At 71.5% G+C, this 24,002-nt stretch carries 24 protein-coding genes; 9 read left to right on the forward strand and 15 right to left on the reverse strand.

All coding sequences use genetic code 11. The features are described 5' to 3' along the window. Positions 1-3 precede the first annotated feature (3 nt). The 5 genes from IE246_RS21730 to rfbC are packed head-to-tail and all read right to left on the reverse strand — an operon-like array spanning position 4 to position 4,633. Positions 4-1,212, reverse strand: a complete 1,209-nt coding sequence (locus IE246_RS21730) for a M23 family metallopeptidase (RefSeq protein ID WP_189993633.1) — start codon at positions 1,210-1,212, stop codon at positions 4-6. Positions 1,213-1,216: 4 nt separating this feature from the next. Beyond that, complete coding sequence (gene rfbA, locus IE246_RS21735; protein ID WP_189993634.1) at positions 1,217-2,080, reverse strand: glucose-1-phosphate thymidylyltransferase RfbA; 864 nt, start codon at positions 2,078-2,080, stop codon at positions 1,217-1,219. Then, the gene (rfbD, locus tag IE246_RS21740) at positions 2,080-2,982 is read right to left on the reverse strand and encodes a dTDP-4-dehydrorhamnose reductase (protein ID WP_189993635.1); all 903 of its coding nucleotides are present in this window, start codon (positions 2,980-2,982) and stop codon (positions 2,080-2,082) included. The genes rfbA and rfbD overlap by 1 nt, the downstream gene beginning before the upstream one ends. A gap of 3 nt (positions 2,983-2,985) precedes the next feature. Next, on the reverse strand, positions 2,986-4,065 hold the full coding sequence (gene rfbB / locus IE246_RS21745) for a dTDP-glucose 4,6-dehydratase (protein ID WP_189993636.1): 1,080 nt from the start codon (positions 4,063-4,065) through the stop codon (positions 2,986-2,988). A gap of 10 nt (positions 4,066-4,075) precedes the next feature. Beyond that, positions 4,076-4,633 (reverse strand): dTDP-4-dehydrorhamnose 3,5-epimerase, encoded by a 558-nt coding sequence (rfbC, locus tag IE246_RS21750; RefSeq protein ID WP_189993637.1) that lies wholly within the window; start codon positions 4,631-4,633, stop codon positions 4,076-4,078. A gap of 314 nt (positions 4,634-4,947) precedes the next feature. Here rfbC and IE246_RS21755 point away from each other — a divergent pair, with 314 nt between their 5' ends. After that, positions 4,948-5,901 carry a glycosyltransferase family 2 protein gene (locus IE246_RS21755; RefSeq protein WP_229837432.1) on the forward strand — a complete coding sequence of 318 codons (954 nt, stop codon included), beginning with the start codon at positions 4,948-4,950 and terminating at the stop codon, positions 5,899-5,901. Between the two features lie 49 nt (positions 5,902-5,950). Here the strand turns inward: IE246_RS21755 and IE246_RS21760 are convergent, their stop codons facing one another. Next, positions 5,951-7,879 (reverse strand): glycosyltransferase, encoded by a 1,929-nt coding sequence (locus IE246_RS21760; protein ID WP_189993638.1) that lies wholly within the window; start codon positions 7,877-7,879, stop codon positions 5,951-5,953. Between the two features lie 319 nt (positions 7,880-8,198). Here IE246_RS21760 and IE246_RS21765 point away from each other — a divergent pair, with 319 nt between their 5' ends. Beyond that, positions 8,199-9,341 (forward strand): succinylglutamate desuccinylase/aspartoacylase family protein, encoded by a 1,143-nt coding sequence (locus tag IE246_RS21765; protein WP_189993639.1) that lies wholly within the window; start codon positions 8,199-8,201, stop codon positions 9,339-9,341. A gap of 46 nt (positions 9,342-9,387) precedes the next feature. On the opposite strand, the gene speE is transcribed toward IE246_RS21765, so the two are convergent. Together speE and speD are read right to left on the reverse strand one after the other, a co-directional pair. Further along, positions 9,388-10,236 (reverse strand): polyamine aminopropyltransferase, encoded by an 849-nt coding sequence (gene speE, locus IE246_RS21770; protein WP_189993640.1) that lies wholly within the window; start codon positions 10,234-10,236, stop codon positions 9,388-9,390. Beyond that, entirely contained in the window at positions 10,233-10,769 is a 537-nt protein-coding gene (gene speD, locus IE246_RS21775; protein WP_189993641.1) for an adenosylmethionine decarboxylase, read from the reverse strand. Before speD ends, speE begins: the two co-directional genes overlap by 4 nt. Positions 10,770-11,368: 599 nt before the next feature. Between speD and IE246_RS21780 the strand changes: the two genes are divergently transcribed. From IE246_RS21780 to IE246_RS21795, 4 genes are all read left to right on the forward strand, one after another. Next, the gene (locus IE246_RS21780) at positions 11,369-12,142 is read left to right on the forward strand and encodes a class I SAM-dependent methyltransferase (RefSeq protein ID WP_189993643.1); all 774 of its coding nucleotides are present in this window, start codon (positions 11,369-11,371) and stop codon (positions 12,140-12,142) included. 126 nt (positions 12,143-12,268) lie between these two features. After that, a complete protein-coding gene (locus IE246_RS21785; RefSeq protein WP_189993645.1) occupies positions 12,269-12,568 on the forward strand; it encodes a hypothetical protein in 300 nt (99 codons plus the stop codon). Positions 12,569-12,707: 139 nt separating this feature from the next. Continuing rightward, on the forward strand, positions 12,708-13,328 hold the full coding sequence (locus IE246_RS21790; protein WP_189993647.1) for a LysE family translocator: 621 nt from the start codon (positions 12,708-12,710) through the stop codon (positions 13,326-13,328). A gap of 21 nt (positions 13,329-13,349) precedes the next feature. Further along, positions 13,350-13,703 carry a Crp/Fnr family transcriptional regulator gene (locus IE246_RS21795; RefSeq protein WP_189993649.1) on the forward strand — a complete coding sequence of 118 codons (354 nt, stop codon included), beginning with the start codon at positions 13,350-13,352 and terminating at the stop codon, positions 13,701-13,703. A gap of 28 nt (positions 13,704-13,731) precedes the next feature. On the opposite strand, the gene serA is transcribed toward IE246_RS21795, so the two are convergent. Further along, a complete protein-coding gene (gene serA, locus IE246_RS21800) occupies positions 13,732-14,976 on the reverse strand; it encodes a phosphoglycerate dehydrogenase (protein WP_189993651.1) in 1,245 nt (414 codons plus the stop codon). A gap of 227 nt (positions 14,977-15,203) precedes the next feature. Here serA and IE246_RS21805 point away from each other — a divergent pair, with 227 nt between their 5' ends. Together IE246_RS21805 and IE246_RS21810 are read left to right on the forward strand one after the other, a co-directional pair. Next, positions 15,204-15,710 carry a cupin domain-containing protein gene (locus IE246_RS21805; protein ID WP_189993653.1) on the forward strand — a complete coding sequence of 169 codons (507 nt, stop codon included), beginning with the start codon at positions 15,204-15,206 and terminating at the stop codon, positions 15,708-15,710. Positions 15,711-15,860: 150 nt separating this feature from the next. Beyond that, positions 15,861-16,553 carry a glutathione S-transferase family protein gene (locus IE246_RS21810; RefSeq protein WP_189993655.1) on the forward strand — a complete coding sequence of 231 codons (693 nt, stop codon included), beginning with the start codon at positions 15,861-15,863 and terminating at the stop codon, positions 16,551-16,553. Positions 16,554-16,563: 10 nt separating this feature from the next. On the opposite strand, the gene IE246_RS21815 is transcribed toward IE246_RS21810, so the two are convergent. Then, positions 16,564-18,117, reverse strand: coding sequence for a sensor histidine kinase (locus tag IE246_RS21815; protein ID WP_189993657.1), 1,554 nt, complete (start codon positions 18,115-18,117; stop codon positions 16,564-16,566). Positions 18,118-18,337: 220 nt separating this feature from the next. Here IE246_RS21815 and IE246_RS21820 point away from each other — a divergent pair, with 220 nt between their 5' ends. After that, a complete protein-coding gene (locus IE246_RS21820) occupies positions 18,338-19,474 on the forward strand; it encodes an extracellular catalytic domain type 2 short-chain-length polyhydroxyalkanoate depolymerase (protein WP_189993659.1) in 1,137 nt (378 codons plus the stop codon). Positions 19,475-19,486: 12 nt separating this feature from the next. Here IE246_RS21820 and IE246_RS21825 read toward each other — a convergent pair whose 3' ends face one another. From IE246_RS21825 to IE246_RS21845, 5 genes are all read right to left on the reverse strand, one after another. Then, positions 19,487-20,203 carry an ABC transporter ATP-binding protein gene (locus IE246_RS21825; protein WP_189993661.1) on the reverse strand — a complete coding sequence of 239 codons (717 nt, stop codon included), beginning with the start codon at positions 20,201-20,203 and terminating at the stop codon, positions 19,487-19,489. Then, entirely contained in the window at positions 20,200-21,441 is a 1,242-nt protein-coding gene (locus tag IE246_RS21830) for an ABC transporter permease (protein WP_189993663.1), read from the reverse strand. Before IE246_RS21830 ends, IE246_RS21825 begins: the two co-directional genes overlap by 4 nt. 7 nt (positions 21,442-21,448) lie before the next feature. Continuing rightward, complete coding sequence (locus IE246_RS21835; protein ID WP_189993665.1) at positions 21,449-22,450, reverse strand: efflux RND transporter periplasmic adaptor subunit; 1,002 nt, start codon at positions 22,448-22,450, stop codon at positions 21,449-21,451. 60 nt (positions 22,451-22,510) lie between these two features. Further along, on the reverse strand, positions 22,511-23,188 hold the full coding sequence (locus IE246_RS21840; RefSeq protein ID WP_189993667.1) for a PAS domain-containing protein: 678 nt from the start codon (positions 23,186-23,188) through the stop codon (positions 22,511-22,513). An 84-nt stretch (positions 23,189-23,272) separates the two neighbouring features. Beyond that, complete coding sequence (locus IE246_RS21845) at positions 23,273-23,926, reverse strand: PAS domain-containing protein (RefSeq protein WP_189993669.1); 654 nt, start codon at positions 23,924-23,926, stop codon at positions 23,273-23,275. Between the last annotated feature and the right edge of the window lie 76 nt (positions 23,927-24,002).

Raw genomic sequence — 24,002 nt, forward strand, 5'->3', positions numbered from 1 at the left:
CGACTACCCGCCGATCCGGATCGCCAGCGTCTGCTCGCGCGGCTTGCGGCCCGGGCGCTCCAGCACCACGCGGCCGGTATAGGTGCCGGCCGGCCAGCCGCCGGCCGGGCGCTTCTTGCCGACGTAGCGGAACTGCATGATCCGGGTCTTGTCGGCGGTCCAGCGGTCGCTGAACAGGGTGCTGCCGTCCGGGCCGGCGATGGTGGTCGCGAGGGTGTCGCCGGGCTCGAGCCCGGCGGCGCGCGACCACACCACCAGGGCCGGTGCGTCGGTTCCGGCCTCGGCGAGCGCGGCGGTGCCGGCCTCGGCGTCCGTGCGCTCGACCGGTCCGGCCGCGAACCCGGCGTCCACCAGGATCGGCGCCGCGTCCACCAGCGTGCGGCGGGCCTCGGCGTCCCACAGCGGCGCGCTGCCGCGGCCGCATTCCGGACCGCCGTCGACACCGCGGAACGGGTCGACCACCTTGCCGTCCTTCTCGACCGTGATGTGGACGTGCGGGAACTCGGTCATGCCCGACAGGCCGACGGCGCCGAGCCGCTGTCCGGTCGCGACCGTCTGGCCGGTCTGCACGGCGATGCTGCCGCGCTTCATGTGGCAGTACTGGGTCGTCCAGCCGTCGGCATGCTGGATGCGCACGCCGTTGCCGCATTCGCGGTTCTTGACGGACTCCTTGCCGGCCGCCGCGATGCTGACGTCGGCCATGCCGTCCCGGGTGCCGACCACCTTGCCGGGGGCGGCCGCCATGACCGCCACGTCGTCGTTCAGCCGCGCCAGGTTGCGCAATGCGATGTCGGTGCCCTTGTGGCCGTCGTAGCTCATGGCGCCGCAGCGGTAGTCGCGGCGGCCGGGGCCGGGATCCAGGTCGACGTGGTTGATCACCCAGCAGTCCTTGCCGGGCCTGCAGTCGACCGGGAGGGCCAGCGGGAACGGCGACCGTCGCTCGGCCAGCGCGGCCAGCGGATCCGGCCGAGCGGCGTCCGACCGGGCCGATGCCGGCGGCGTGTCGGCACTCGCCAGCACGACCCGCGCGGCCGGCTCCGGCCGTGCGGTCCCGGCCGCCGCCACTTCGGGAGCCGCCACTTCGGGCCCGGTTGCGGGTGCCTCGGCGACGATGTCGGGGCCGGCCAGCCCGTCGTCCTGGAACACCATCCAGAACGCGGTGCCGAACGACGCGCCGGCCGCCAGAACGAGGGTGGCGATCAGCGCGCGCATGCGGTCACCTCACGAGACGTCTCAGGTATTCCCCATAGCCCGACTTGGCGAGCGGGTCGGCGAGGCGCAAGACCTGCTCGGCGTCGATATAGCCCATGTAGTAGGCGATCTCTTCGACGCAGGCCACCTTGAGGCCCTGGCGGGCCTCGACCGTGCGCACGAACTCCGAGGCCTGCAGCAGCGAGTCGTGGGTGCCGGTGTCGAGCCAGGCATAGCCGCGGCCGAGCTTCTCGACCGCCAGGTCGCCGCGCTCCAGGTAGACCCGGTTGACGTCGGTGATCTCCAGCTCGCCGCGCGGCGACGGCGCGATCGTGCGGGCGATCTCCAGCACGTCGTTGTCGTAGAAGTACAGGCCGGTGACCGCCCAGTTCGACTTCGGGTCCTTCGGCTTCTCGACGATCTCGGTGGCCGTGCCGCCGGCGTCGAAGCTGACCACGCCGTAGCGCTCGGGGTCGCTGACGTAGTAGCCGAACACGGTGGCGCCGCTGGTGCGGGTCGCCGCCTGCTGCAGCACCTCGGTCAGGCCGTGGCCGTAGAAGATGTTGTCGCCGAGCACCAGGGCGGCCGGGTCGGAGCCGACGAAGTCGCGGCCGATGATGAACGCCTCGGCGAGGCCGTTCGGCGCCTCCTGCACCGCGTAGTCGAGCTGCAGGCCCCACTGCGTGCCGTCGCCCAGCAGGTGCCGGAACGCCGGCTGGTCCTGCGGCGTGGTGATGATCAGGATCTCGCGGATCCCGGCCAGCATCAGGGTGGTCAGCGGGTAGTAGATCATCGGCTTGTCGTAGACCGGCAGCAGCTGCTTGCTGGCCACGATGGTCAGCGGGTACAGCCGGGTGCCGGACCCGCCGGCGAGCACGATGCCCTTCATCACTTCGTCTCCGTCAGCGGCCCGAGCCGCGTGTCCAGGACGGCGTTCAGCGCCGTCTCCCAGGGCCGGCGCGGAACCGTCGCGACGCCGGCGAGCGCGGCGTCGAGCGCGCTGTTGTCGAGCACCGAATAGGCCGGCCGCTTTGCCGGGGTCGGGTAGTCGGCGGTGGCGATCGGGTGAACGGACGGGCGGCGGCCCCAGTGCTTCTCGGCGCGCCGGAAGATCGCCTCGGCGAAGCCGTGCCACGTAGTCTCGCCGGCCGCCGTGTAGTGGAAGGTGCCGCGCACCGCGGCGCCGGCACGCCGGGCCGCCAGCAGGGTCGCGACCGCGTCGGCGATGTCGCCGGCCGGGGTCGGGGTGCCGTGCTGGTCGGCGACCACCCGCAGCTCGTCGCGCTCGGCGCCGACCCGCAGCATGGTGTTCACGAAGTTCCTGCCGTCGGCCGCGTACACCCAGGCGGTGCGCAGGATCACGTGGTCGTCCAGCACGGCGCGGATCGCCCGCTCGCCGGCCTCCTTGGAGGCGCCGTACACGCCGAGCGGCGCCACCGGGTCGTCCGGCCGGTAGGGCCGGGTGCCGGTGCCGTCGAACACGTAGTCGGTCGACAGGTGGATCAGCGGGACGCCGCGGGCGGCGCAGGCGGCGGCCAGGGCGGCCGGGCCGTCGCGGTTGACCCGGAAGGCGGTCTCGCCGTCGGTCTCGGCGGCGTCGACCGCGGTGTAGGCGGCCGGGTTGACCACCGCATCCGGGGCCAGCGCGTCGACCGCGGCGGCGATCGCATCCGGCACCGACAGGTCGAGCCGGTCGCGGCCGGCGGCGAGCCACTCGATGCCGTCCGGCGCCGCCCGCGCGACCAGTGCGCCGCCGACCTGCCCGGTGACCCCGGTGACCAGGACCCGCACGGCTCAGCCCGCCTTGCGCGCTTTGGTGCCGATCCGGCCGAGCGCGTCCTGGCGCTGGATGATCGGCCGCCACCAGGCTTCGTTGTCGAGGTACCAGCGGACCGTCTTCTCGATGCCGGTCTCGAAGGTCTCTCGCGGCGTCCAGCCGAGCTCGCGGCCGATCTTGCCCGGGTCGATGGCGTAGCGGTGGTCGTGGCCCGGGCGGTCGGTCACGAAGCCGATCTGGGTGCGGCGCGACACCCCGTCGCCGCGCGGCGCATGCTTGTCCAGCAGGTCGCAGATGGTCTCGACCACCTCGAGGTTGGTCTTCTCGTTGTGGCCGCCGACGTTGTAGCTCTGGCCGGGAACGCCCTGGCTCAGCACGGTCCAGAGCGCGCGGGCATGGTCCTCGACGTACAGCCAGTCGCGGACGTTGGAGCCGTCGCCGTAGACCGGCAGCTTCTCGCCCCGCAGCCCCTTGAGGATCATCAGCGGGATCAGCTTCTCGGGGAAGTGGTAGGGGCCGTAGTTGTTCGAGCAGTTCGACAGCACCACCGGCAGCCCGTAGGTCTCGCCCCAGGCCCGCACCAGGTGGTCGGACGCCGCCTTCGACGCCGAGTAGGGCGAGCGCGGGTCGTAGGCGGTGTCCTCGGTGAAGTAGCCGTCGGCACCGAGCGAGCCGAACACCTCGTCGGTCGAGATGTGGTGGAACCGGAAGCCGTCGCGGGCGGCGCCCTCCAGGGTCTCCCAGTGCGAGCGCGCCGCCTGCAGCAGCCGGAAGGTGCCGACCACGTTGGTCTGGATGAAGTCCTCGGGGCCGTCGATCGAGCGGTCGACGTGGGACTCCGCCGCCAGGTGCATGACCGCATCCGGCCGGTGCCGGGCGAACACCTCGGCCAGCCGGTCGCCGTCGCGGATGTCGGCCTGCTCGAAGGCATAGCGCGGGTTGCCCTCGACCGCGGCGAGCGCGGTACCGCTGGCGGCGTAGGTCATGGCGTCGAGGTTGACCACGCGCGCCCCGGTCTCGGCGATCAGCAGCCGGACCACGGCCGAGCCGATGAAGCCGGCCCCGCCGGTCACCAGGATGGTCTGCGGCTGCGGCATGGGGATGTCCTCAGAGGGTGAAATGGGCGGGCAGCTCGGCCAGCCGGGGATGGCGGGTGTCCTTGTCGGACAGGGTCGGCCGGATGCCGTTCAGCGGCCAGGACACCGCGACGTCGGGATCGTCCCAGGCGATCCCGCGGTCGTGCTCCGGCGCGTACGGAGCGGTGACCTTGTAGATCACCTCGGTGTCCGGCTCGAGGGTGACGAAGCCGTGGGCGAAGCCGACCGGCACCAGGATCTGGTTCCAGGCCTCGGCCGAGATCTCGGCGCCGACCCACTTGCCGAAGGTCGGCGAGCCGTGGCGGATGTCGACCGCGACGTCGAAGATCCGGCCGCGGACCACGCGCACCAGCTTGTCCTGGGCGTAGGGCGGGACCTGGAAGTGCAGGCCGCGCAGCACGCCGACCGGCGCCGACATGGAGTGGTTGTCCTGCACGAAGTCGAGGTGCAGGCCGGCGGCTTCGAAGGCCGGCTTGCTGTAGGTCTCGGAAAAGAAGCCGCGGTGATCGCCGAACTTTCTCGGCGTAATGATCTTCACATCGGGGATCGCGAGCGACTCGACCTGCACGCCACTGCCTCCGGAACGGGCTCGGAACGCCGGGGCCTATAGCATGTGCCTCGAAGCCGGGACAAGCAGCGCCGCTCGGCGGCGGTTCTGCAAAAATCGGCCGCCCGGAGGGATAAACTCGGCCTGCTTGCGCGTTTCCTGCATAAGGGAGGCTGTGTTAATGTCTTCTAATCCTGTGCGCGAGCTCGGAACGGTTTGACGAAAACCCTCGTGATTGGCTGGCCGGCGACGGCCCGAAAACGATCGGCGTGATCTTGAATATCCAACCGCTGCCCAACACCGAGCACTCACAAGTGGTCCCCTATCGGCCGAAAGTGGCTGTCTCGGCCGAGGACATCCGGAACCGGACGCAGTCCGATGCGCTCGGCACCTGCTCGGTCGTCATGGTCTCCTACCAGACCGGCCCGGTCCTGATCGACAGTCTGCGCGCGGCGTTGGAGCAGGAAGCGGTCGACGCCGTCATCCTGGTGGACAACGGCAATTCCGCCGAGACACGCCGGGCGGTCGATACCCTGGCCGAGGCCGACAAGCGGCTGCGCATCATCCGCGGCCACGGCAATGTCGGCTTCGCCCGCGGCTGCAACCTCGGGGCCAGGGCCGCGACCGGCAGCCACCTGCTGCTGCTCAACCCGGACTGCATGCTGCGGCCGGGCGTGGTGCAGCGCGGCCTGCAGGTGCTGGCCGACAACCCGAGCGCCGGCGCCCTGACGGTGCGGATCGAGAACACCGACGGTACCGAGCAGCGCGGCGGCCGGCGCAACCTGATGACCCCCTGGACCTGCCTGGTCGAGCAGTTCCGGCTCGACCGGCTGATGCCGAACCACCCGCATTTCCAGCGGCTGAACCTGAACGAGACCGAGCCGCTGACCGAGATCACCCCGGTGCAGTGCATCTCGGGCGCGTTCATGCTGATCCCGCGGGCCATGTACGACCGGGTCGGCGGCATGGACGAGGACTACTTCCTGCACGTCGAGGACGTCGACCTGTGCCTGCGCATCCAGGAGGCCGGCGGCGCGATCCTGTACGTGCCGGACGCCGCGGTGACCCACGTCAAGGGCACCAGCCGGGTGTTCCCGCTGGTGGTCGAGTGGCACAAGTCGGTCAGCGTCGCGAAGTACTTCGGCAAGCATTTCCGGCCGCAGTACCCGGACCTGGCGCTGCGGCTGATCAGCATGGCGATCTTCCTGCGGCTCGCCGTGCGCGCGGTGCCGCTGACCCTGAACTGGGTGCTGGAACGCCTCGGCCTGCGGGTGGCCCGCGAGGACTGACGGACGCCGGCGGCGCTCAGTCCCGGGCGGCGCTCAGTCCCGCCAGCCCTCAGTCCCGCCAGCCCTCGATCTGACCCTTGGCGATCGCCGCCAGCTTGGCGGCCTTGGCGTCCTCGTACAGCACCGCCTTCAGCACGTCGTACGCCGCCGCCGCCATGTCGAAGGCGAGCCAGCCGAGGCTGACCGTGCCGTGCCGCCGCCACACCCGCACCCGGTTGCGGTGGATCATCCGCCGGCGCCAGGCGTCGTGGGTGCTGAGCGTCTTCTCCCGCCCCAGCAGGCGGGCGGTGCGGACCTCGCCGAGGCGGTGGGTCAGCACCGCGTCGCCGACCCCGACGATCTCGAAGCCGGCGCGCCGCAGCCGCAGGCTGAACTCGACGTCGACGTAGTCGATGAAGAACCGGGCGTCCATGCGGCCGGCGACCTCCAGGACCCGGGCCCGGATCAGGCTGCCCGAGGCGATCGCGAACACCCCGTCGCGTACCACGGTGCCCGGGCCGAGCGGCGTGCGGGCCAGGTCGAAGCGGCCACGGGCGGTCAGCAGCTGCGGCCGCACGGTGCCCTCGGCGTCGGTCAGCCGCGGCGTCAGCAGCCCGACCCGCCGGCGCTCGGCCAGCCCTCGCCAGGTCGCCAGCATGGCGGCGACCATGCCGTCGCCGGGCACGCTGTCGTCGTCCAGCAGCAGCACCCAGTCGGCACCGCCGGCGAGCGCGGCCTCGAGCCCCTGGTTCTGCGCGGCCGCCAGGCCGACGTTGTCGGCGTTGGCGATCAGCGTCAGCCGATCCTCGTCCCGGGCCCTTGCCGCGAGACGGGCCTGCGTCGCCGCGTCCGAGCCGTTGTCGACCAGCACCACCGCCGCGGCCTGGGCGAGGGCGGCGTCCAGCACCCGGTCGAGCGTCTCGTCGGGCCGGTAGCTGACGATCACCGCGACCACGCGGGCGCCGTCGGCCGGCGGCTCGGCCACCCGCGCCGGCAGGTCCGGGATCGACCGCAGGTCGACCGCCCGGCGCAGGTAGCGGACCGGCGACCAGGTCAGCGCCCGGGCGAAGCCGTCGGTGCCGACCCGGCGGGCGGCCTGGATGGTGCGGCGCTCGGCCAGGGTCTCGCCGAGAGCCGAAAGCGCTTCGGCGAAGGCCGCCGCCCGTGCCGCGCCGCGCCCGCGCAGCAGGTCGGCGAGCACGCCGGCGAGGCCAAGCAGGATCGACGCCGGAACCGTCACCGCCAGCAGCGGGCCGGGCATGCCGCGCAGCCAGGTCCAGACCCGGTTGCGGGTGGCGTAGCGCAGCACGAAGGCCGAGGGCGCCGAGGCCGAGCCGACGTGCCGGACCACCGCGTCCGGCGTCACCACCGCGGTCCAGCCGGCCAGTCGCAGCCGGACCGCCAGGTCGACGTCCTCGTAGAAGCAGAAGAACCGCTCGCAGAACCCGCCGGCGGCGTCGAAGGCGTCGCGCCGGTACAGCGCGGCCGCCGCGCACACCCCGAACACCGCGCTCTCGGCGACCGGCTGGGCCGGCCGCAGGCGGCCGCCGCGCCACGCGGCGCCGACCGCGTGCAGCGGGTCGCCGACGCCGTCGAACAGGGTCGGGTCGGAGTCCAGGAGCTGGACCGAGCCGACCGACCCGGCCTCGGGGTGGCGTTCGGCGGCGGCGACCAGCGCCGCCAGCCAGCCGGGCTCGGCGAACGCGTCGGGGTTCAGCGTCACCAGCCAGCGGCCGCGGGCCAGTGCTGCCGCCCGGTTGTTGCCGGCGGCGAAGCCGAGGTTGTCGGCTGAGCGCTCGATCCGCAGCCACGGCCGCGGTGCCGCCCGGTCGACCGCGCCGTCGGTCGAGCCGTTGTCCAGCAGCACCACTTCGAAGTCCCGGAAGCTCTGGCGCTCCAGCGCGTCCAGGCAACGCGACAGGTGGCCGCCGGACTGCCAGGCGACGATCAGGACCGAGACGGCCGGGACTGGATCGGGAGAAGCGGTCGGTTCGGTCATGGGCGTCGGCGTTTCGGGGCGGCCGCGACCATAGCACGGGGCGGCGGCGTGCGGTGCCATGCCGACGCCGGTCGCTTCGTGGGTTCCGGCTCCGTCCCGCCGCTGGCGGTCCGGTCCGGAATGACGACTAGAAAGAGAAGGTCGTCGCTCTCCCACTCCAGACGTCATTCCGGACGAACGCGCCGCCCCGGCGCGGGCGAGCCGGAACCCATCCGCCGCCTCCGGTTCCCACCGCGCACCGACCGACGCCGTCCTTGACAGAGTCCGCCCAGCTCAGCCGAATGCCGCTTCCCGCGTTACTCGTGCCGAGGTTCCGACCATGACCCGCATCGTCTCGCGCTTTCCGCTGCCGCCGATGAGCCTCGGCACCGAGCGGCACCTGACCGTGCACGCCTACGGCGACCCGGACGCCCGGCCGAAGGCCTATCTGCAGGCCGGGCTGCACGCCGGCGAGTTGCCGGGGCTGCTGGTACTGCACCATCTGATCCGCCGCCTGGACGCCGGCGAGGACCCGCTTCTCGGGCAGGTCGTGGTGGTGCCGGTGGCCAATCCGATCGGCCAGTCCCAGGTGCTGCGCGGCCACATGACCGGGCGCTTCAGCCTGGCCGACGGCACCAACTTCAACCGCGAGTACCCGGAGCTGTCGCGCGCCATCGGCGACATGGTGGACGGCCGGCTGGGGGCCGACGCGGCGACCAACGTGGCGCTGATCCGCGACGCCTTCGGCGAGATCCTGGCCGAGCGGGCGGCCCGTGCCGAGGGCGAGGCGGCCTATCTGCGGCTGACCCTGATGCGGCTGGCCTGCGACGCCGACATCGCCCTCGACCTGCACTGCGACGACGACGCGACGGTCCACGTCTACCTGCCCGAGCACCTGTGGCCGGACGCCGCCGACCTGCCGGCGTTCCTGGAGTGCCCGGCGACCATGCTGGCCGACGAATCCGGCGGCAACCCGTTCGACGAGTCGCTCAGCAGGCCCTGGCTCGACCTGCGCGACCGGTTCGGGCAGCGCGCGCCGGTACCGTCGGCCTGCCTGTCCTCGACCGTCGAGCTGCGCGGCATGGCCGATGTCGGCGACGCATTGGCCGAGGAGGACGCCGACCGGCTGTACCGGTTCCTGCAGCACCGCGGCGTGATCGGCGGCGACCCCGGGCCGGTGCCGGAGCTGCTGCGGCCGGCGATGCCGCTGGCCGGCATGGAGATCGTCAAGGCGCCGCTGCCGGGGATCGTCAGCTACCGGGTGCCGCTCGGCGCCGAGGTGACGGCCGGCCAGCCGATCGCCGACCTGATCGACCCGACCGCCGACGACCCGGCCGAGGGCCGCATCGAGATCACCGCCGGCACCGACGGCCTGCTGTTCGCCCGCAAGAGCCACCGCTTCGTGTGGCCGGGCGAGACCGTCGCCAAGATCGCCGGCGGCCAGGTGCTGACCGGGCGGATCGGCAAGCTGCTGACGGACTGAGCTTTGGAAGCCCCGCCGCAAAGCGGAGGGCACCTCGGGCGCTGGTTCAGCGCATCAGGTCGAGGACGAACTTCGGCAGGGCGAAGCAGGCCCGGTGGATCGCCGGGGTGTAGTACCGGGTCTCGATCCCGAGCGGCGCCCAGCGGGCCTCGATGGCGGCGACGTCGTGCCGGCGCTTGGCCGGGTCGTCGCTGGCCCAGCCCATGGCCATGAACCCGCCCTGGTAGGTCGGGATCGCCGCCACGTAGAACCACACGTCCGCGAACGACTTGCCGAGCCGGTTCCACGAGTTGGTGACCTCCGAGCCCTGCACGGCCGGGACGCCGTTCTGGGTCACGACGATCCCGCCCTCGGTCAGGCAGCGCTTGCAGTCCGCGTAGAACTCGGCGGTGAACAGCACTTCACCCGGGCCGATCGGGTCGGTCGAGTCGACGATGATCACGTCGAAGCGTTCGTGCGTCTCGGCCACGTACCTGGCGCCGTCGGTGATCACCAGGTCCAGGCGCGGGTCGTCGAAGGCGCCGGCCGACAGCGACGGCAGGTGCTCGACGCTCATGTCGACCACGCCGCGGTCGATCTCGACCATGGTGACCCGCTCGACCGCCCGGTGCTTCAGCACCTCGCGGGCCATGCCGCCGTCGCCGCCGCCGATGACCAGCACCCGGCGGGCGGCACCGTGCGCCACGATCGGCACGTGCGCCATCATCTCGTGATAGACGAACTCGTCGCCCTCGGTGGTCTGCACCACGCCGTCCAGCGTGAGCACCCGGCCGAAGCGCTCGTTCTCGAAGATGATCAGGTCCTGGTGCTCGGTCTTGTCGCGGTACAGGACCCGGTCGACCCGGAGACGCTGCGCCAGCCAGGGGTGCAGCGTCTCCGTGAACCACTCGGTCATACCACCATGCCCCGCTTGTGCTCGCCGAGGTTGACGGTCGCCGGCTCGAAGGCGCGCTTCAGCACCTCGATCGCGGCATGCGGCTTGGCGTCGCCGCACATGAACACGTCGAGGGCGGCGTAGTCGCACTCGGGCCAGGTGTGGATCGAGATGTGGGACTCGGCCAGCACCGCCACGCCGGACACCCCGCCGTTCGGCGAGAAGTGGTGCAGGTGGCAGTGCAGGAGGGTCGCGCCGGCGGCGGTGACGCACTCCTTCAGGGCTTCCTCGATGTGCTCGAGCTCGTCAAGCCGCTTCGCACCCCACAGATCGATGATCAGGTGGGTACCCGCGAAGGTCAGGCCGTCGCGCTTGACGAAGTGGTCGAGCCGCTCGTCCGAGGTGGTGACCCCGGCCGACGGCAGGCGGATGACGTTGTCCTCGTGCCCGGTGTCGCGGGCTTCGAGGGTATCGGCCCCCTGGGGAGCTGCATGGAATTCGCTCGGCTGAGTGGCCGAGTCCATCCCCAATTTGGCGGCGAGCTTTTGATCCATCACTCACTCCTCCTAACCAGAAGATTGACCCAGCTACCCTTAGACCCTCCACCCCCATGGACCACGGCGGGCCCTACGGGACGAGCGGAATGGGCAGACAAGAAAACCCACCCCCGAGAGGGCGGGCTGACACGGGATTTCGCCAAGCGATTACCGTGCAGTATGTGCGTCGAGCACCTCCGAACGGGCGGGATGCCGCCCTAAAAACTTCGGCCAGGAAACGTGGGGAACTTCCCCGCCGCTGCCCGGCCGTTGATGCAGCGGAGAATGGGGATAGGGGGGCCGGGGGTCAAGGGCAAATTCGCGCGGAATTCGCGCATGCCCGGCCCGCGGCTTCCGCATGGCCGTCGGGCCGCGGTCGCTCGCCGTCGGCGGTGGCGGAAACGGGGCGGCGCGCTGCCCGCCGTCGATGCGCTCGGTGCGCGAGAAAGCCGCCCGCGCCACCGTCCCGGCCCGTGCTCCGGATTTCCGCAACCTCTGCTGGCGGGCCGGATATTCGGACTTCTCCCGGTGTGCCATGTTGGGTAACAATCCAGCCTCCTCGATCACCCTGTGACCGAAGAGACTCCGTTTGCGCCAATAACCACCGGGATCTCGGCATGTACATCGTCGGCATGGACTTCCAGGATATTCTCGGCCTCGTCCCGAAGCACGGAACGATGGCGGAACTGGGCGTCAAGCGCGGTTTCAATGCGCGACGGATGTTCGGCACCATGAAGCCCACGGCGATGCACCTCATCGACCCCTGGGCCATGGACGTCGATCCGAACGACCCGGACCCCGCGGCGCGCGAGGTCCGCGCGGAGTTCGACGAGTACTACCGGCAGACGCTCGAGTGGGCCGCCTCTGAAGAGGCCGAGGGCAAGGTTACGGTCACGCGGGACTATGCGGTTTCGGCGGCCCGGGAGTTTCCGGACGGCTATTTCGATTTCATTTATGTCGACACGATGGACAACTACGACGATCAGTTTGCTGATTTGAGTGCGTATGCCAAGAAGATGAAGAAATCGGGCATCATCGCGGTCGACGACTACTACGATATCATGTATTCGCCGGCGAAGATGACGATTCGGAAGCCGCTTCCGCAGACCAAGGCGCTTGGGAACATCCTGGCGGCCAACGATTTCTGCGACATGTTCGGCTGGGAAATTCTGTTCATCACCGACGAGTACAAGAGCTCCAAGCGACCGCCGAAGCTGTTTGCCGGCCGGGCGGGCGCCAACGGCGATGCGCACCGGTTGCTCGACCGGGTCTTGCAGGTGACCCCGTGGGCGGTCGAGGTCGACGACCCGCGCCGCGTGCGGCAGTCGATGTTCGCGCCGGAAGGCTCCGACAAGCGGGAAGACCGGCGGTTCTTCACCAGGATCGTCTGAGGCTCGACCCCGGCCCGGGGATCGCCCGGGCAGGTGTGCGGACCGTCCGCGAACGGGCGCCGGAGTCCGTGCACCGCAGCCCTGGGTTGCTGGTCGTCATCCGAATGTTCCTGGTATGTTCCAGTCATGCGGAACGGCTGGGTCTATTCGGACGACGCGCTCGGGACGTTCGTCCGGCAGGGGGCGACGCATCTGCAGTTCTGGTGCGTCACGCCGAACTGCCTGAACCGCGACACGGTCCCGATCGCGGCGCTGACGGCCCGGTACGGCCCGCGGGTGCCGTTGGTGATGCTGGCCCGCAAGGCGCGCTGCCGGTGCTGCGGGCGGCGCGGCTGCCATGTCCAGCCCGCGCCGCCGCCGGTCCGCGGACAGCCCGGGTACCAGGAGTGGGTGAGGCGGCACGGCGCCCGCGACGATCCGCCATGACGATCCGGCCGGCGCGGCGCGTCGGGGGTTGACCGCGGCGGCGGGAACGGGATTGCTCCAGGCAGGCGGCCGCCGTTGAGCTGCGGCCGTTGAGCCGCCGCCGGGCTGCGCCGGCGGATGGCCATCCTGGGAGGGACCGATGACCTTGGAGACCTGGCTCGCCTTCGCCGCCGCCTCGTTCGCTGTCCTGGCGATCCCCGGGCCGACCGTGATGCTGGTGGTCGGCTATGCGCTCGGCGAGGGCCGGCGGGCGGCGCTCGGCACGGTCGCCGGCGTGCTGCTGGGCGACCTGCTGGCGATCAGCGTGTCGGCGCTCGGGCTCGGGGCGCTGCTGGCGGCCTCGGCCGAGGTGTTCACGGTGTTCAAGTGGGCGGGGGCGGCCTATCTGGTCTGGCTCGGCGTCAAGGTGTGGCGGGCGCCGATCGACCCCCAGGCCGTCGAGCGGGCCGCGTCGGCGCATGGCCACCGCCGGGCGATCCACGGCTTCGTGGTGACCGCGCTGAACCCCAAGAGCCTGGCGTTCTTCGTCGCCTTCCTGCCGCAGTTCATGACCGCCGACGGCGCGGTGCTGCCGCAGCTCGCCGTCCTGGCGCCGACCTTCGTCGGCATGGCGGCGCTGACCAACGGCGGCTACGCCGTGCTGGCCGGCGGCATCCGGGCCCGGCTGCGCAGCCGGTCGGTGCTGCGGGCGATCAACCGGGTCGGCGGCGGCTGCCTGATCGGCGCCGGCCTGCTGACCGCCGCCATGCGGCGGGCCTGACGACGCGACCGGGGGGACGCCATGAAGCTCAAGCAGGTTTCCTTCGACCACGACGAGGTCATCCTCAAGCCGGACCAGCCGTGCCAGGGGGCGTTCCTCATCGAGGCCGGCAGGGTCGAGGTCTACCGCATGTCCGGCGGCCGCAAGGTCGTCGTGGCGCTGCTCGGCAAGGGCGAAGTGTTCGGCGAGATGGCGCTGGTCGACCACGTGCCGCACGCCCGCTACGTGCGGGCGCTGGAGGACACCGACTGCCTGCTGATCTCGCGCGAGCAGTACGAGGAGCTGATGGAGCACACGCCGGCGATCGTCCGGCTGTTCCTCAACCGCGTGGTCCGCAAGCTGCGCAAGACCACCGACGTGGCGTTCGGGCGGTAGCCCCGCGCGGCCGGTCGCCGGACGTCCGCTACACCCGGTTCAGCAGGCGCGCCCGGATGGTGCCGGGCAGCGCCCGGATCTCGGTCAGGATCTCGAAGGCGTCCGGCACCTCGCCCTCGGCGTCGAGCACCACGTAGCCGATCTCGCCGTCGGTCTGGTAGTGCTGGGCCGAGATGTTCAGGCGGTGGCTGGCGAACAGGTCGTTCAGCTTGCCGAGCTCGCCCGGCAGGTTGCGCTGGACCTGGATGAAGCGGGTGACCGAGCCGCCCTTGGGCAGCTGGACCTGCGGAAAGTTCACGGCGCCCAGGGTCGAGCCGACGTCGGAGTACTCCACCAGCTTGCGCGCCACCTCGTCACCGATGCGCTCCTGCGCCTCCTCGGTCGAGCCGCCGACATGCGGCGTCAGGATCACGTTGTCGAGGCCGCGCAATGGGCTCTCGAAGGCGTCGGCGTTCGACTTCGGCTCCGCGGGAAAGACGTCGACCGCCGCACCGGCCAGATGCCCGTCCTTCAGCGCGGCGGCCAGCGCGTCGATGTCGACGAGGCTGCCGCGGGCGTTGTTGATCAGGAAGCTGCCCGGCTTCATGGCGCGGATCTCGGCGGCGCCGAACATGCCGCGGGTCTCCGGCGTCTCGGGCAGGTGCAGCGACACCACGTCGGCCCGCGCCAGCAGCTCGCCCAGAGTGTCGGTCGGCTCGACGTTGCCGTGCCGCAGCTTGTCGGTGCGGTCGAAGTAGACCACCCGCATGCCCATGGCCTCGGCCAGCACCGCCAGCTGGGTCCCGATGTTGCCGTAGCCGACGATGCCCAGCGTCTTGCCGCGCACCTCGCGGCTGCCGGCGGCGCTCTTGATCCACCCGCCGCGATGGGCGGCGGTCGACTTCGCGAAGATGCCGCGCGCCAGCATCACGATCTCGGCGATGGTCAGCTCGGCGACGCTGCGGGTGTTGGAGAACGGGGCGTTGAACACCGGCACGCCGCGTCGCCGGGCGGCGTCCAGGTCGACCTGGTTGGTGCCGACCGAGAAGCAGCCGACCGCCACCACCGAGGGCGCGGCCTTGAGGACCGCGTCGGTGAGCTGGGTGCGCGAGCGGATGCCGAGCATCTGCACGTCCTTGAGCGCCGCGATCAGCGCGTCCTGCTCCAGCGCCTTGGGCAGCACCTCGACGTTGTCGTAGCCGTTGCTGTGCAGCACCTCGACGGCGGAGGCCGAGATGCCTTCCAGCAGCAGGAATCGGATCTGGTTCTTCGGACGCGACAGGCCCTTGTTCATGCTCGTCTCCGCGATGGCTCCGTCCCGCGGGCGCTGAAGCCCGGGGTGCGTATACGGGGCGCGTATACCGGGGGCGCGGAAACTGGCAGGAATCGCGCCGGCGATCCACCGTCTTGATTCCGCACCTGCGAACGCAGTCGTTCCGCAGCGGACGCTTGCCCTGTCCGACGAATGGGATAGATGTTCGATTAACGGAACATTCGTTCGATTCGCCGAAGGAGGCAGCCGTGAGCGATCATCACCATCACCACCATGACGGCCCGCCGGCAGCGGGTTCGGTCGACTGGAAGGAGCACGGCATCAAGGTGATCCCGGGCGACCAGCTCGACCCGAATACCGCCCAGACCCCGGGCATGAACCGCGCCGCCGCCATCAACACCGCGCGCGCCGGCGCCAAGAAGCTGTGGGCCGGCACCGTGAAGATCTACCCGAACGCCAAGACCGGCGCCCACCACCACGGCGAACTGGAGAGCGTGATCTACGTGGTCAGCGGCCGTGCCCGGATGCGCTGGGGCGAGAACCTGGAATACGTCGCCGAGGCCGGTCCGGGCGACTTCATCTTCGTGCCGCCGTTCGTGCCGCACCAGGAGATCAACGCCTCGACAGACGAGCCGCTCGACTGCGTGCTGGTGCGCAGCGACAACGAGAACGTGGTCGTCAACCTGGACATCGAGCCGGTCGAGAAGCCGGAGGCGGTCAAGTGGGTCGACCCGGTGCACCGCGGCGAGGCGTGAGAGCCCGCGCGCGGTTCCGGGGAGGGCCGAACCCGGCTCATCGGATCGTGAACGGCGCCGGCCGGCGACCCGACGCACACTCCGCCGCAGCTTTCCCCGCGGGCGCCCGGCCGGGCCGCTCCGCCAACCATCCGAACCCGGAGGCCTGACGTGCTGAAGTTCTACTACAACACCGGTCCCAACCCGATGAAGGTCGCCCTGTTCCTCGAGGAGGCCGGCCTCGAGTACGAGCCGATCCCGGTCGACAGCCGCAAGGGCGAGCAGTTCACGCCGGAGTACCTGGCGATCAACCCGAACGCCAAGGCGCCGTCGCTGGTCGACGGCGACGTCACGGTGTTCGACAGCAACGCGATCCTGCTGTACCTCGGCGAGAAGACCGGCAAGTTCATGCCGGCCGGCGACCCGAAGACCCGCGGCCAGCTGCTGTCCTGGCTGATGTTCGTGGCGACCGGCGTCGGCCCGTATTCCGGCCAGTCGGTGCACTTCAAGCGGATGGCGCCGGAGAAGATCCCGTACGCCATCAACCGCTACGACTTCGAGGCCGAGCGGCACTACCGGATCCTCGACGACCACCTCGCCAAGCACCGCTACATGGTCGGCGACACCTACACCATCGTCGACATGGCGGTGTGGGGCTGGGTGCGGATGGCGCACCTGGTGCTCGACGAGGGGGCGATCGACAGGTTCCCGAACCTCAAGCGGCTGATGGACGAGATCAACGCCCGCCCGGCGGCGGCGCGGGCGATCGCCGTGAAGGACAAGGCCGGCCACGCCTTCAAGACCGAGATGGACGCCGAGGCCCGCAAGTACATGTTCCCGTCGAACGAGCGGCTCGCCGGCTGATCGCGAGCGGTCAGGCCGCGGTGGCGCGGGGGCGCAGACGCTCGCGCGGCAGGGTGACCGTGACCACGGTCCCGGCACCCACCGTGCTCTCGATCGAGAGCGCGCCACCGTGCAGCTCGACCAGCCGCTTGGACAGCGGCAGCCCCAGGCCGGTGCCCTCGAAGCGGCGGCTGAAGCGGTTGTCGACCTGGGCGAATTGCTCCAGCGCCCGCGGGATGTCCTCGGCGGCGATGCCGATGCCGGTGTCCCCGATGGTGATGGTCATGCCGGTCTCGGCGCCGTGGGACGCGGAAACCGTCACCGTGCCGCCCGTCGGGGTGAACTTGATGGCATTGGACACCAGGTTCAGCGCGACCTGGCGGAGCCGTTGCGGGTCGGCCAGGACGGCCGGAAGGTCGCCGGGAACATCGGCCTCGACCCGGACGCCGGCGGTCTCGGCCTGGCGTTCGAGCATCCGCACCGAGCCGGCGAGCAGGGCGCCGACGTCGACCTCGTCCTCGTGGAGCTGCAGCCGGCCGGCGTCGAGGCCCGAGAAGTCGAGCACGTCGTCGATCAGGCCCAGCAGGTGCTGGCCGCTGCTGGCAATGGTCTCGGCGAACCCGGCATATCGCCGGTCGCCGAGCGGGCCGTAGATCTCGCGGAGCATCATCTCGGAGAAGCCGATCACGGCGTTGAGCGGGGTGCGCAGCTCGTGGCTCATCACCGCCAGGAACTGCGACTTCGCCTGGTTGCCGGCGGCGGCGGCCTCGAGCGCGACCTGCAGCTGCCCGGTGGTGGCCTCGAGGTCGCGCTTGGTCGCCTCGAGCTCGGCGACGTGGCGGCGCAGGCGCTCGGCCTCGGCCGCGGCGCGCTCCGCCAGACGCTCGTCCACCATCGCCCCGACCAGGGCGAAGCCGACGATCAGGACGGTGACCACGGCGACCGCCACCGCCAGCCAGTCCGGCGCCATGACCCGCTCCGGCAGCGCGATCCGCGGGTCGGCCTGCAGGCTGAAGGCCGCCATTCCGGTGAAGTGCAGGCCGCAGATCGCCATGGCGAGCAGGCCGGCGGCGCCCGGGCGCCCCAGCCGGCCGCGCACCAGCCCGGCGATCGCGGCACTGGCGCCGAGCAGTCCGACCGCGATCGACCCGATCACATAAGCCGGATCCCAGTGCCTGACCGCCGGCACCTCGAGCGCCGCCATGCCGGTATAGTGCATGGTCGCGATCCCGATGCCGACGATGGCCCCGCCGACCACCGGCGCACCGCCGACGATCGCCGCCAGCAGGCCGAGACCGGACATCGCCACGGCGATCGCCACCGAGGCGACCGTCAGCGGCAGGTCGTAGCCGACCGGCACCGCGGCGGCGAACGCCAGCATGGCGATGAAGTGCGTGGACCAGATGCCGCCGCCGGTCACCAGGGCCGCCGAGCCGAGCCAGGCGAGCCGCGGCGGCCCCGTCAGCCGGCGGGTGCGCGCGATCAGGCTGACCGCGGTGTAGCAGGCGAGCACGCAGACGAGACCGGCCAGGAGCACCAGCCCGGTGTCGTGCTGTTCGACGATGCAGTCGTAGAGGCGGAGCATCGAAACGGTATCCGGCAGATTGCCTTAAGGAACAATGAAGCCGCAGGGCCGCCGCGGCCCCGAAGGTGTCGGGGACGGGGTGCCGCGGCACCCGTCGCGGTCGACCCGGGACCCGCCCGGCTGACGTTCCGGTTGCCGGCGACGGGCCGCACGCGTTCCCTCGCCGGCCGGGCTGTGGCACGCTCGCCGACGAGGGTGCGGGTCGGGAACGGAGGCGTCCATGCGCTGGCTGCCGGTGATGGTGCTCGGGTTGCTGATGGCGGCCCGCGCGGAAGCGCAGCCGGGCCGGCTGCCGGAACTGCCGGGCCTGGACCCCGGCCCGGTGACGGTGTCGGGCCTGTCGTCGGGCGCTTTCTTCGCCCACCAGATGCACGTCGCCTACTCCGGGGTGATCGCCGGCGCCGGCCTGGTCGCCGGCGGCCCGTACGGCTGCGCGGAGCCGCCGGCGACTCCATGGTGGCTGTCGATACATCCCTACGGGCGCACGATCACCGCGCTCAGCGTCTGCACCCGCATCGGCCGCCCGACGGTCGAGCTGTGGTCCGGCTGGCTCGGCGCCCCGGCCGGCGCCCCGACCGTGGCGCACGCCCTGGCGGTCGTCGACGTCGCCCGTTCGGATGCGGCGATCGACGATCCGGCCAACCTGGCCGACGACCGGGCCTGGCTGTTCTCCGGCACCAGGGACACCATCGTGCCGGCGGCGACCGTGCAGGCGCTGGCCGGGCTGTACCGCCGGTTCGGGGTGACCGGCGAGCGCCTGACGCTGGTCGACGACGTGCCGGCGGGGCACGGCATGCCGGTCGACGAGTTCCGTGGCGAGAGCCGGTTCCCGAAGCTGGGTTGCGGCGATCAGGCGCCGCCGTTCGTCGTGGACTGCGACCGCGACGTCGCCGGGGAGCTGTTGCGGCACCTGCTGCCGGACGGGTTCGCCGACACTCCCGGCGTTCCGCGCCGCGATCGCCTGATCGGCTTCGACCAGCGCGCGTTCTTCGACGCGGAGGACGAGAGCACGGGCCTGGCGACGGTCGGCTTCCTCTACCTGCCGGAGGCCTGTGTGCCCGACGGCGAGGGCTGCCGGCTGCACGTCGCCTTCCACGGCTGCAGCCAGAACACCGACGCCGTCGGCGACGACTTCGTGTGGGACGCCGGCTACAACCGCTGGGCCGAGGCCAACCGCATCGTCGTGCTGTATCCGCAGAGCCGGGCCTGGGCGCCGGCCTGGGACGCTTTCGGCTGGTCCGGCAACCCGGCCGGCTGCTGGGACTGGTGGGGCTACAGCGGGGCCGACTATGCCCGGCGCAGCGGTCCCCAGATGTGGGCGGTGCGGGCGATGATCGCCCGGCTGCGCGCCGAGTGACGGCCGCCGTCGCTAACCCGGGGGGCCGGCCGCCGAGATCCGCTCGTCGCTGACCACGCGGCCGTCCACCAGGTGGATGCGCCGGCCCATGCGGGCGGCCAGCTCAAGGTCGTGGGTGACGGCGACCACGGTCTTGCCGCGGCCGTGCACCAGGTCGGCCAGGATCGCGAACACCTGCTCCGAGCTCTGGCTGTCCAGGCTGCCGGTCGGCTCGTCGGCCAGCAGCAGCGGCGGGTCGTTGGCGAGTGCCCGGGCGACCGCCACCCGCTGGCGCTGGCCGCCGGACAGCTGGTCCGGCCGCTTGTCGACGTGGCCGGCCAGCCCGAGGGATTCCAGCAGCTCGCCGGCCCGGTCCCGGATCGCGGGGCGCGACAGCCGGCCGAGCTTGCGCATCGGGATCTCGACGTTCTCGCGCGCGCTGAATTCCGGCAGCAGGAAGTGGAACTGGAACACGAAGCCGAGCATGGCGAGCCGCCGCGCGGCCCGGGCCGCCTCGTCCATCGGATCGGTGTCGATGCCGGCCAGGCGCAGCCGCCCGCGGGTCGGGCGGTCGAGCAGGCCCAGCAGGTACAGCAGGGACGACTTGCCGGAACCGGACGGGCCGGTGATGGCGACGAACTCGCGCTCGCCGATCGCCAGGGTGACGTCCTCGACCAGGGTCACCGGCACCACTTCCGGCAGGATCCGGGTCAGCCCCTCGGTCTCGATCAGCGCGGGCGGCGGGCTCACGTGGCGCCCCGGATGATGTCGACCGGCGGCTGGCGGGCCGCCTTGCGGGCCGGCAGGTAGCCGGCGACCGCCGCCGAGGCCAGCGCGAAGCCGGCGGCGATGGCGTAGTGCAGCGGCTCCCAGGCGACCGGCAGCCGGGTCAGCTCGCGGCCGCCGGCGTTCAGCTCGAAATGCACCGAGGCCAGCGCGTACACCAGGGCGAAGCCGAGCAGCCAGCCGAGCAGCGAGCCGGCGAGGCCGATCGCCAGGCCCTCCAGCACGAACAGCCGCTGCATGTCGCCCCGGCTGAACCCGAGCGACTTCATGATGGCGATGTCGCGCGCCTTCTCGTGGGTGATCGTCGAGATGATGTTGAAGATCCCGAACCCGGCCACCAGCATGATCGCCGCCACCACCGTGTACATGATGACGTTGCGCACCACGAGCGCCTCCAGGATCTGCTCGTTGGCCTCCTGCCACGACATCGACTTGTAGCCGAGCCGGGCTTCCGCCCGGCGGGCGACCGCCGGCGCGGCGGCCGGATCGTCCAGCCTGATCCGGATCTCGTTGACGACGTTGATGCGGGCGTCGAGGATCTGCGCGCTCTTCAGCAGGATGTAGGCCTCGTGCTCGTCGCGCGCGGTGATGCCGGTGTGGTACAGGCCGACGATCTTGAAGCCGCGGGACAACCCGGAGGACGACACCAGGGTCACGGTGTCGCCGACCCCGGCGCCGAGCCGGCCGGCCATGCGGTCGCCGATCACCACGTTGTTGCCGCCGACGTCGAGCGCCTCGAAGCTGCCGTCAACGAAGTCCTCGACCAGCGACGAGACGCCGCGTTCGGCCTTCGGCTCGATGCCGACGACGGTGGCGCCGACGTCGCGGCCGAGATAGCGCACCACGCCCTGGGTGGTCAGGCTGGCGGCGACCCGGCCCGGCACCCATTCCTTCAGCCAGGCGAACGCCGCAGTCGGATTGATGATGCCGCGCCGGTCCTCGCGCGGGCGCAGGCCGGCGATCGCGGCGGCGTCGAACGCCAGCTCGGCCGGCTGCACCGGTGGCGTCCGCCGGTCGTCGGTGATCTGCACGTGCGGCATGGTGTCGACCAGCTTGGCGATCAGGTCGTCCTGGCCGCCCTGCATCAGCGCCGCCATGGCGACCGAGAAGCCGACCCCGACCGCCACCCCCAGGATCGCGACCAGGGTCTGGCGGCCGCGCCCGACGATATGGGTGACCGCGATGTCGAGGATCAGCCGCACGCCGGTCTCAGCGGGCGCCGGCGTCGACGCGGGCGCCGTCGGCCAGCTCGGCCGGGAACGGCGTGATCACCCGTTCGCCCTCGCCGAGGCCGGACAGGATCTCGGTGGCGCGGGTCCCGCGGATCCCGACATCCACGGTCCGGCGGCGGGCGGTCCCGTCCTCGACCACGAACACCGCGCCGCCCTCGACCGCGAGGCCGGGGATCAGCATCGTGTTCTCCGAGACCCGGACGACGATGTTGACGTCGACCGACATGCCGATCCGCAGCGGCGTGTCGTCCGGCAGCCGCAGCCGCACCCGGAAGGTCTTGGTGACCGGATCGCCCTTCGGGGTCACGCTGTCGACGACGGCCGCGAGCTCGCGGTCGGGAAACGCGTCCGAGCGCAGCAGCACGCGCTGGCCGACCTCGACCCGCGGCACGTCCTCCTCGTTGACGTCGGCGATCACCAGCAGCGGCGTCGGCCGGCCGACCCAGAACAGGACGGTGCCGGGCTCGGCGATCTCGCCGACCTCGCCGTCCTGGCGCAGCACCACGCCGGTGCCGGGTGCGCGCAGCACGTAGCTCTCGATGCGGGCGACCTGCCCGGCCGCCAGCGCCTCGTACTGGGCGACCTCGCTGCGCGCCCGGTCGAGCGCCTGCTGGCTCGCCACGTTGCGGCCGGCCAGCACCGACTGGCGCTCCAGCTCGTCGTGCGCGAGCTGCAGGCGGGCCTTCAGCTCGGCCAGGGCGGCCTGGGCCTCGCGGTCGTCGAGCCGGGCGAGCTCGGCGCCCTTGACGACCGTCTCGCCCTCGCAGTTGCACAGCCAGGTGATGCGCTCGCGGATCAGCGCGGTGACCTTGGCCCAGGTCCGCGGCTCGACCACGCCGGTGGCGTAGACGATTTCGGCGGCGTCGCCGCGTCGGGCCGCGACGGCGTCGACCGGCGTCGGCCGCAGGTACAGCCAGTAGCCGGCCGCTCCGGCCGCGGCCAGGACCGCGGCCACCAACACGCTGCGCAGGATGGTCACGGGCGGGCGAGGCTCCGGTGGCGGTGACGGCGGGCAGGCTGGGCCGCCCGGCCGCGAACGTCAACCGGTGTGCGGATAGGCCGGCGGGACCGGGCGCTGGATCCGCCGCTGCAGCTCTTCGAGATCGCTGCTCGACAGCGACCGCCGACCGACGGCGACGTTGCATACCAGGAAGCGGCCGCAGGGCCTGGCGCCGTCGGCGAGCGGCAGAATCAGCCGGCGCCAGGCGTACACGCTGAGATATGGCGGCGACTGGTGCTCGGTGTACAGCGGTCGCGGGCGGCGGAGCACGGCACGGTAGCAGGATCGGTACAGAAGCGCCGCGGGAGTCCGGGTGGTCCGGTTCATCTCGGAGACCCGGAACCCGGTCCAGTCGCGCGCCGCACGGTCGGCAACGGCGGTGCCGTAGACGCGGTAGATGGCATCGAAGCCGTCGCGCTCGACCTCCAGCATCAAAAGGTTCCCGAGCGCCGGAACCAGGTCGGCGACATCGAGGCTGCTGCGATCGGGTATGCCGTCGCACCCGGCCGGCAGCGCCTGCCAGTGCTTCAGCAGAAAGCCGAGCTTGGGCTCGTCGAGCCCGGCGGGCTCCTCGATCCAGGCGATCTCCCGCACGCAGCCGTCGATCGCTGCGGCGACCGCCGGATCGACCTTGTCGGAGAAGGCCAGAATCCGGTCCGCCGCGTCCTCGATGGCCGCGTCGCTCGGATCGACCCAGGTCTCGTCTTCGGGATTCATGGCGCGACGGTCATGGAATTGCGGGGTATGGCGCTCGCGGCTCGGTCCGTGGCACCGGCGCTCGTCGCCAGGCCACGGGAGCGTTCAGCTACCGCGTATCCGTTGCTGCTGAGCCGCGATCTCGGCCGGCGACATCAGCTTCCGGCCGACCGGCAGGTTGCCGACCAGGAACCGGGCGCACGGGATGCCGCCGTCGGACAGCGGCAGGATCAGCCGGCGCCAGGAATTGGCGCCGACCCATTGCGGCGAGGCGTGCTCGGTGTAAAGCGGCGCCGGCCGTCGGAACACCGCACGATAGCAGGTCCGGTACAGCAGGGCGGCGGGGGTGCGGGTGATCCGGTTCATTTCCGACACCCGGTATCCGGTCCAATCGCGGCCGGCGCGGTCGGCGACCCCGGTGCCGTAGACCCGGTAGACCGCGTCGAAGCCGTCGCGCTCGGCCTCCAGAACCATCAGGTTGCCGATCGCCGGAACCAGGTCGAGCACGTCGATGTCCTGCCGGTCCGGGATGCCGCCGCAGGCCCGGGCCAGCTTCTGCCAGTGCTCCAGCAGAAAGCCGAGCTTCCTGTCCTCGAGCTGGTCGGGACGGTCGACCCAGGCGACGGCCTGGACGCGCTCGTCGATCGCCGCGAGGGCCTGCGGATCGACGGCGCCGGAGAACGCCAGGATGCGGTCAGCCGATTCCTCGATGGCCGGATCGGTTGGCTCGATCCAGCCGTCGTCATCCTCGCGTGTCATTGCATAGCCGATCAGCATTTCGGGGCACCGCTCCCGGCAACGTCGCGCCTGCCGGTCCGGTCACTTTGCCCGAAGC

The organism is Thalassobaculum fulvum (assembly GCF_014652915.1).
GTDB classification, from domain to species: Bacteria; Pseudomonadota; Alphaproteobacteria; order Thalassobaculales; family Thalassobaculaceae; genus Thalassobaculum_A; species Thalassobaculum_A fulvum.

Bases quoted from the DNA above. Each gene is read 5' to 3' on its own strand.
- rfbB (WP_189993636.1), bottom strand. From the start codon at position 4,065: ATGCCGCAGCCGCAGACCATCCTGGTGACCGGCGGGGCCGGCTTCATC.
- IE246_RS21765 (WP_189993639.1), top strand. From the start codon at position 8,199: ATGACCCGCATCGTCTCGCGCTTTCCGCTGCCGCCGATGAGCCTCGGC.
- rfbA (WP_189993634.1), bottom strand. From the start codon at position 2,080: ATGAAGGGCATCGTGCTCGCCGGCGGGTCCGGCACCCGGCTGTACCCG.
- IE246_RS21815 (WP_189993657.1), bottom strand. From the start codon at position 18,117: ATGCTCCGCCTCTACGACTGCATCGTCGAACAGCACGACACCGGGCTG.
- speE (WP_189993640.1), bottom strand. From the start codon at position 10,236: ATGACCGAGTGGTTCACGGAGACGCTGCACCCCTGGCTGGCGCAGCGT.
- speD (WP_189993641.1), bottom strand. From the start codon at position 10,769: ATGGATCAAAAGCTCGCCGCCAAATTGGGGATGGACTCGGCCACTCAG.
- IE246_RS21845 (WP_189993669.1), bottom strand. From the start codon at position 23,926: ATGACACGCGAGGATGACGACGGCTGGATCGAGCCAACCGATCCGGCC.
- IE246_RS21780 (WP_189993643.1), top strand. From the start codon at position 11,369: ATGTACATCGTCGGCATGGACTTCCAGGATATTCTCGGCCTCGTCCCG.
- IE246_RS21760 (WP_189993638.1), bottom strand. From the start codon at position 7,879: ATGACCGAACCGACCGCTTCTCCCGATCCAGTCCCGGCCGTCTCGGTC.
- IE246_RS21785 (WP_189993645.1), top strand. From the start codon at position 12,269: ATGCGGAACGGCTGGGTCTATTCGGACGACGCGCTCGGGACGTTCGTC.
- IE246_RS21840 (WP_189993667.1), bottom strand. From the start codon at position 23,188: ATGAATCCCGAAGACGAGACCTGGGTCGATCCGAGCGACGCGGCCATC.
- IE246_RS21820 (WP_189993659.1), top strand. From the start codon at position 18,338: ATGCGCTGGCTGCCGGTGATGGTGCTCGGGTTGCTGATGGCGGCCCGC.
- IE246_RS21795 (WP_189993649.1), top strand. From the start codon at position 13,350: ATGAAGCTCAAGCAGGTTTCCTTCGACCACGACGAGGTCATCCTCAAG.
- serA (WP_189993651.1), bottom strand. From the start codon at position 14,976: ATGAACAAGGGCCTGTCGCGTCCGAAGAACCAGATCCGATTCCTGCTG.
- IE246_RS21790 (WP_189993647.1), top strand. From the start codon at position 12,708: ATGACCTTGGAGACCTGGCTCGCCTTCGCCGCCGCCTCGTTCGCTGTC.
- IE246_RS21730 (WP_189993633.1), bottom strand. From the start codon at position 1,212: ATGCGCGCGCTGATCGCCACCCTCGTTCTGGCGGCCGGCGCGTCGTTC.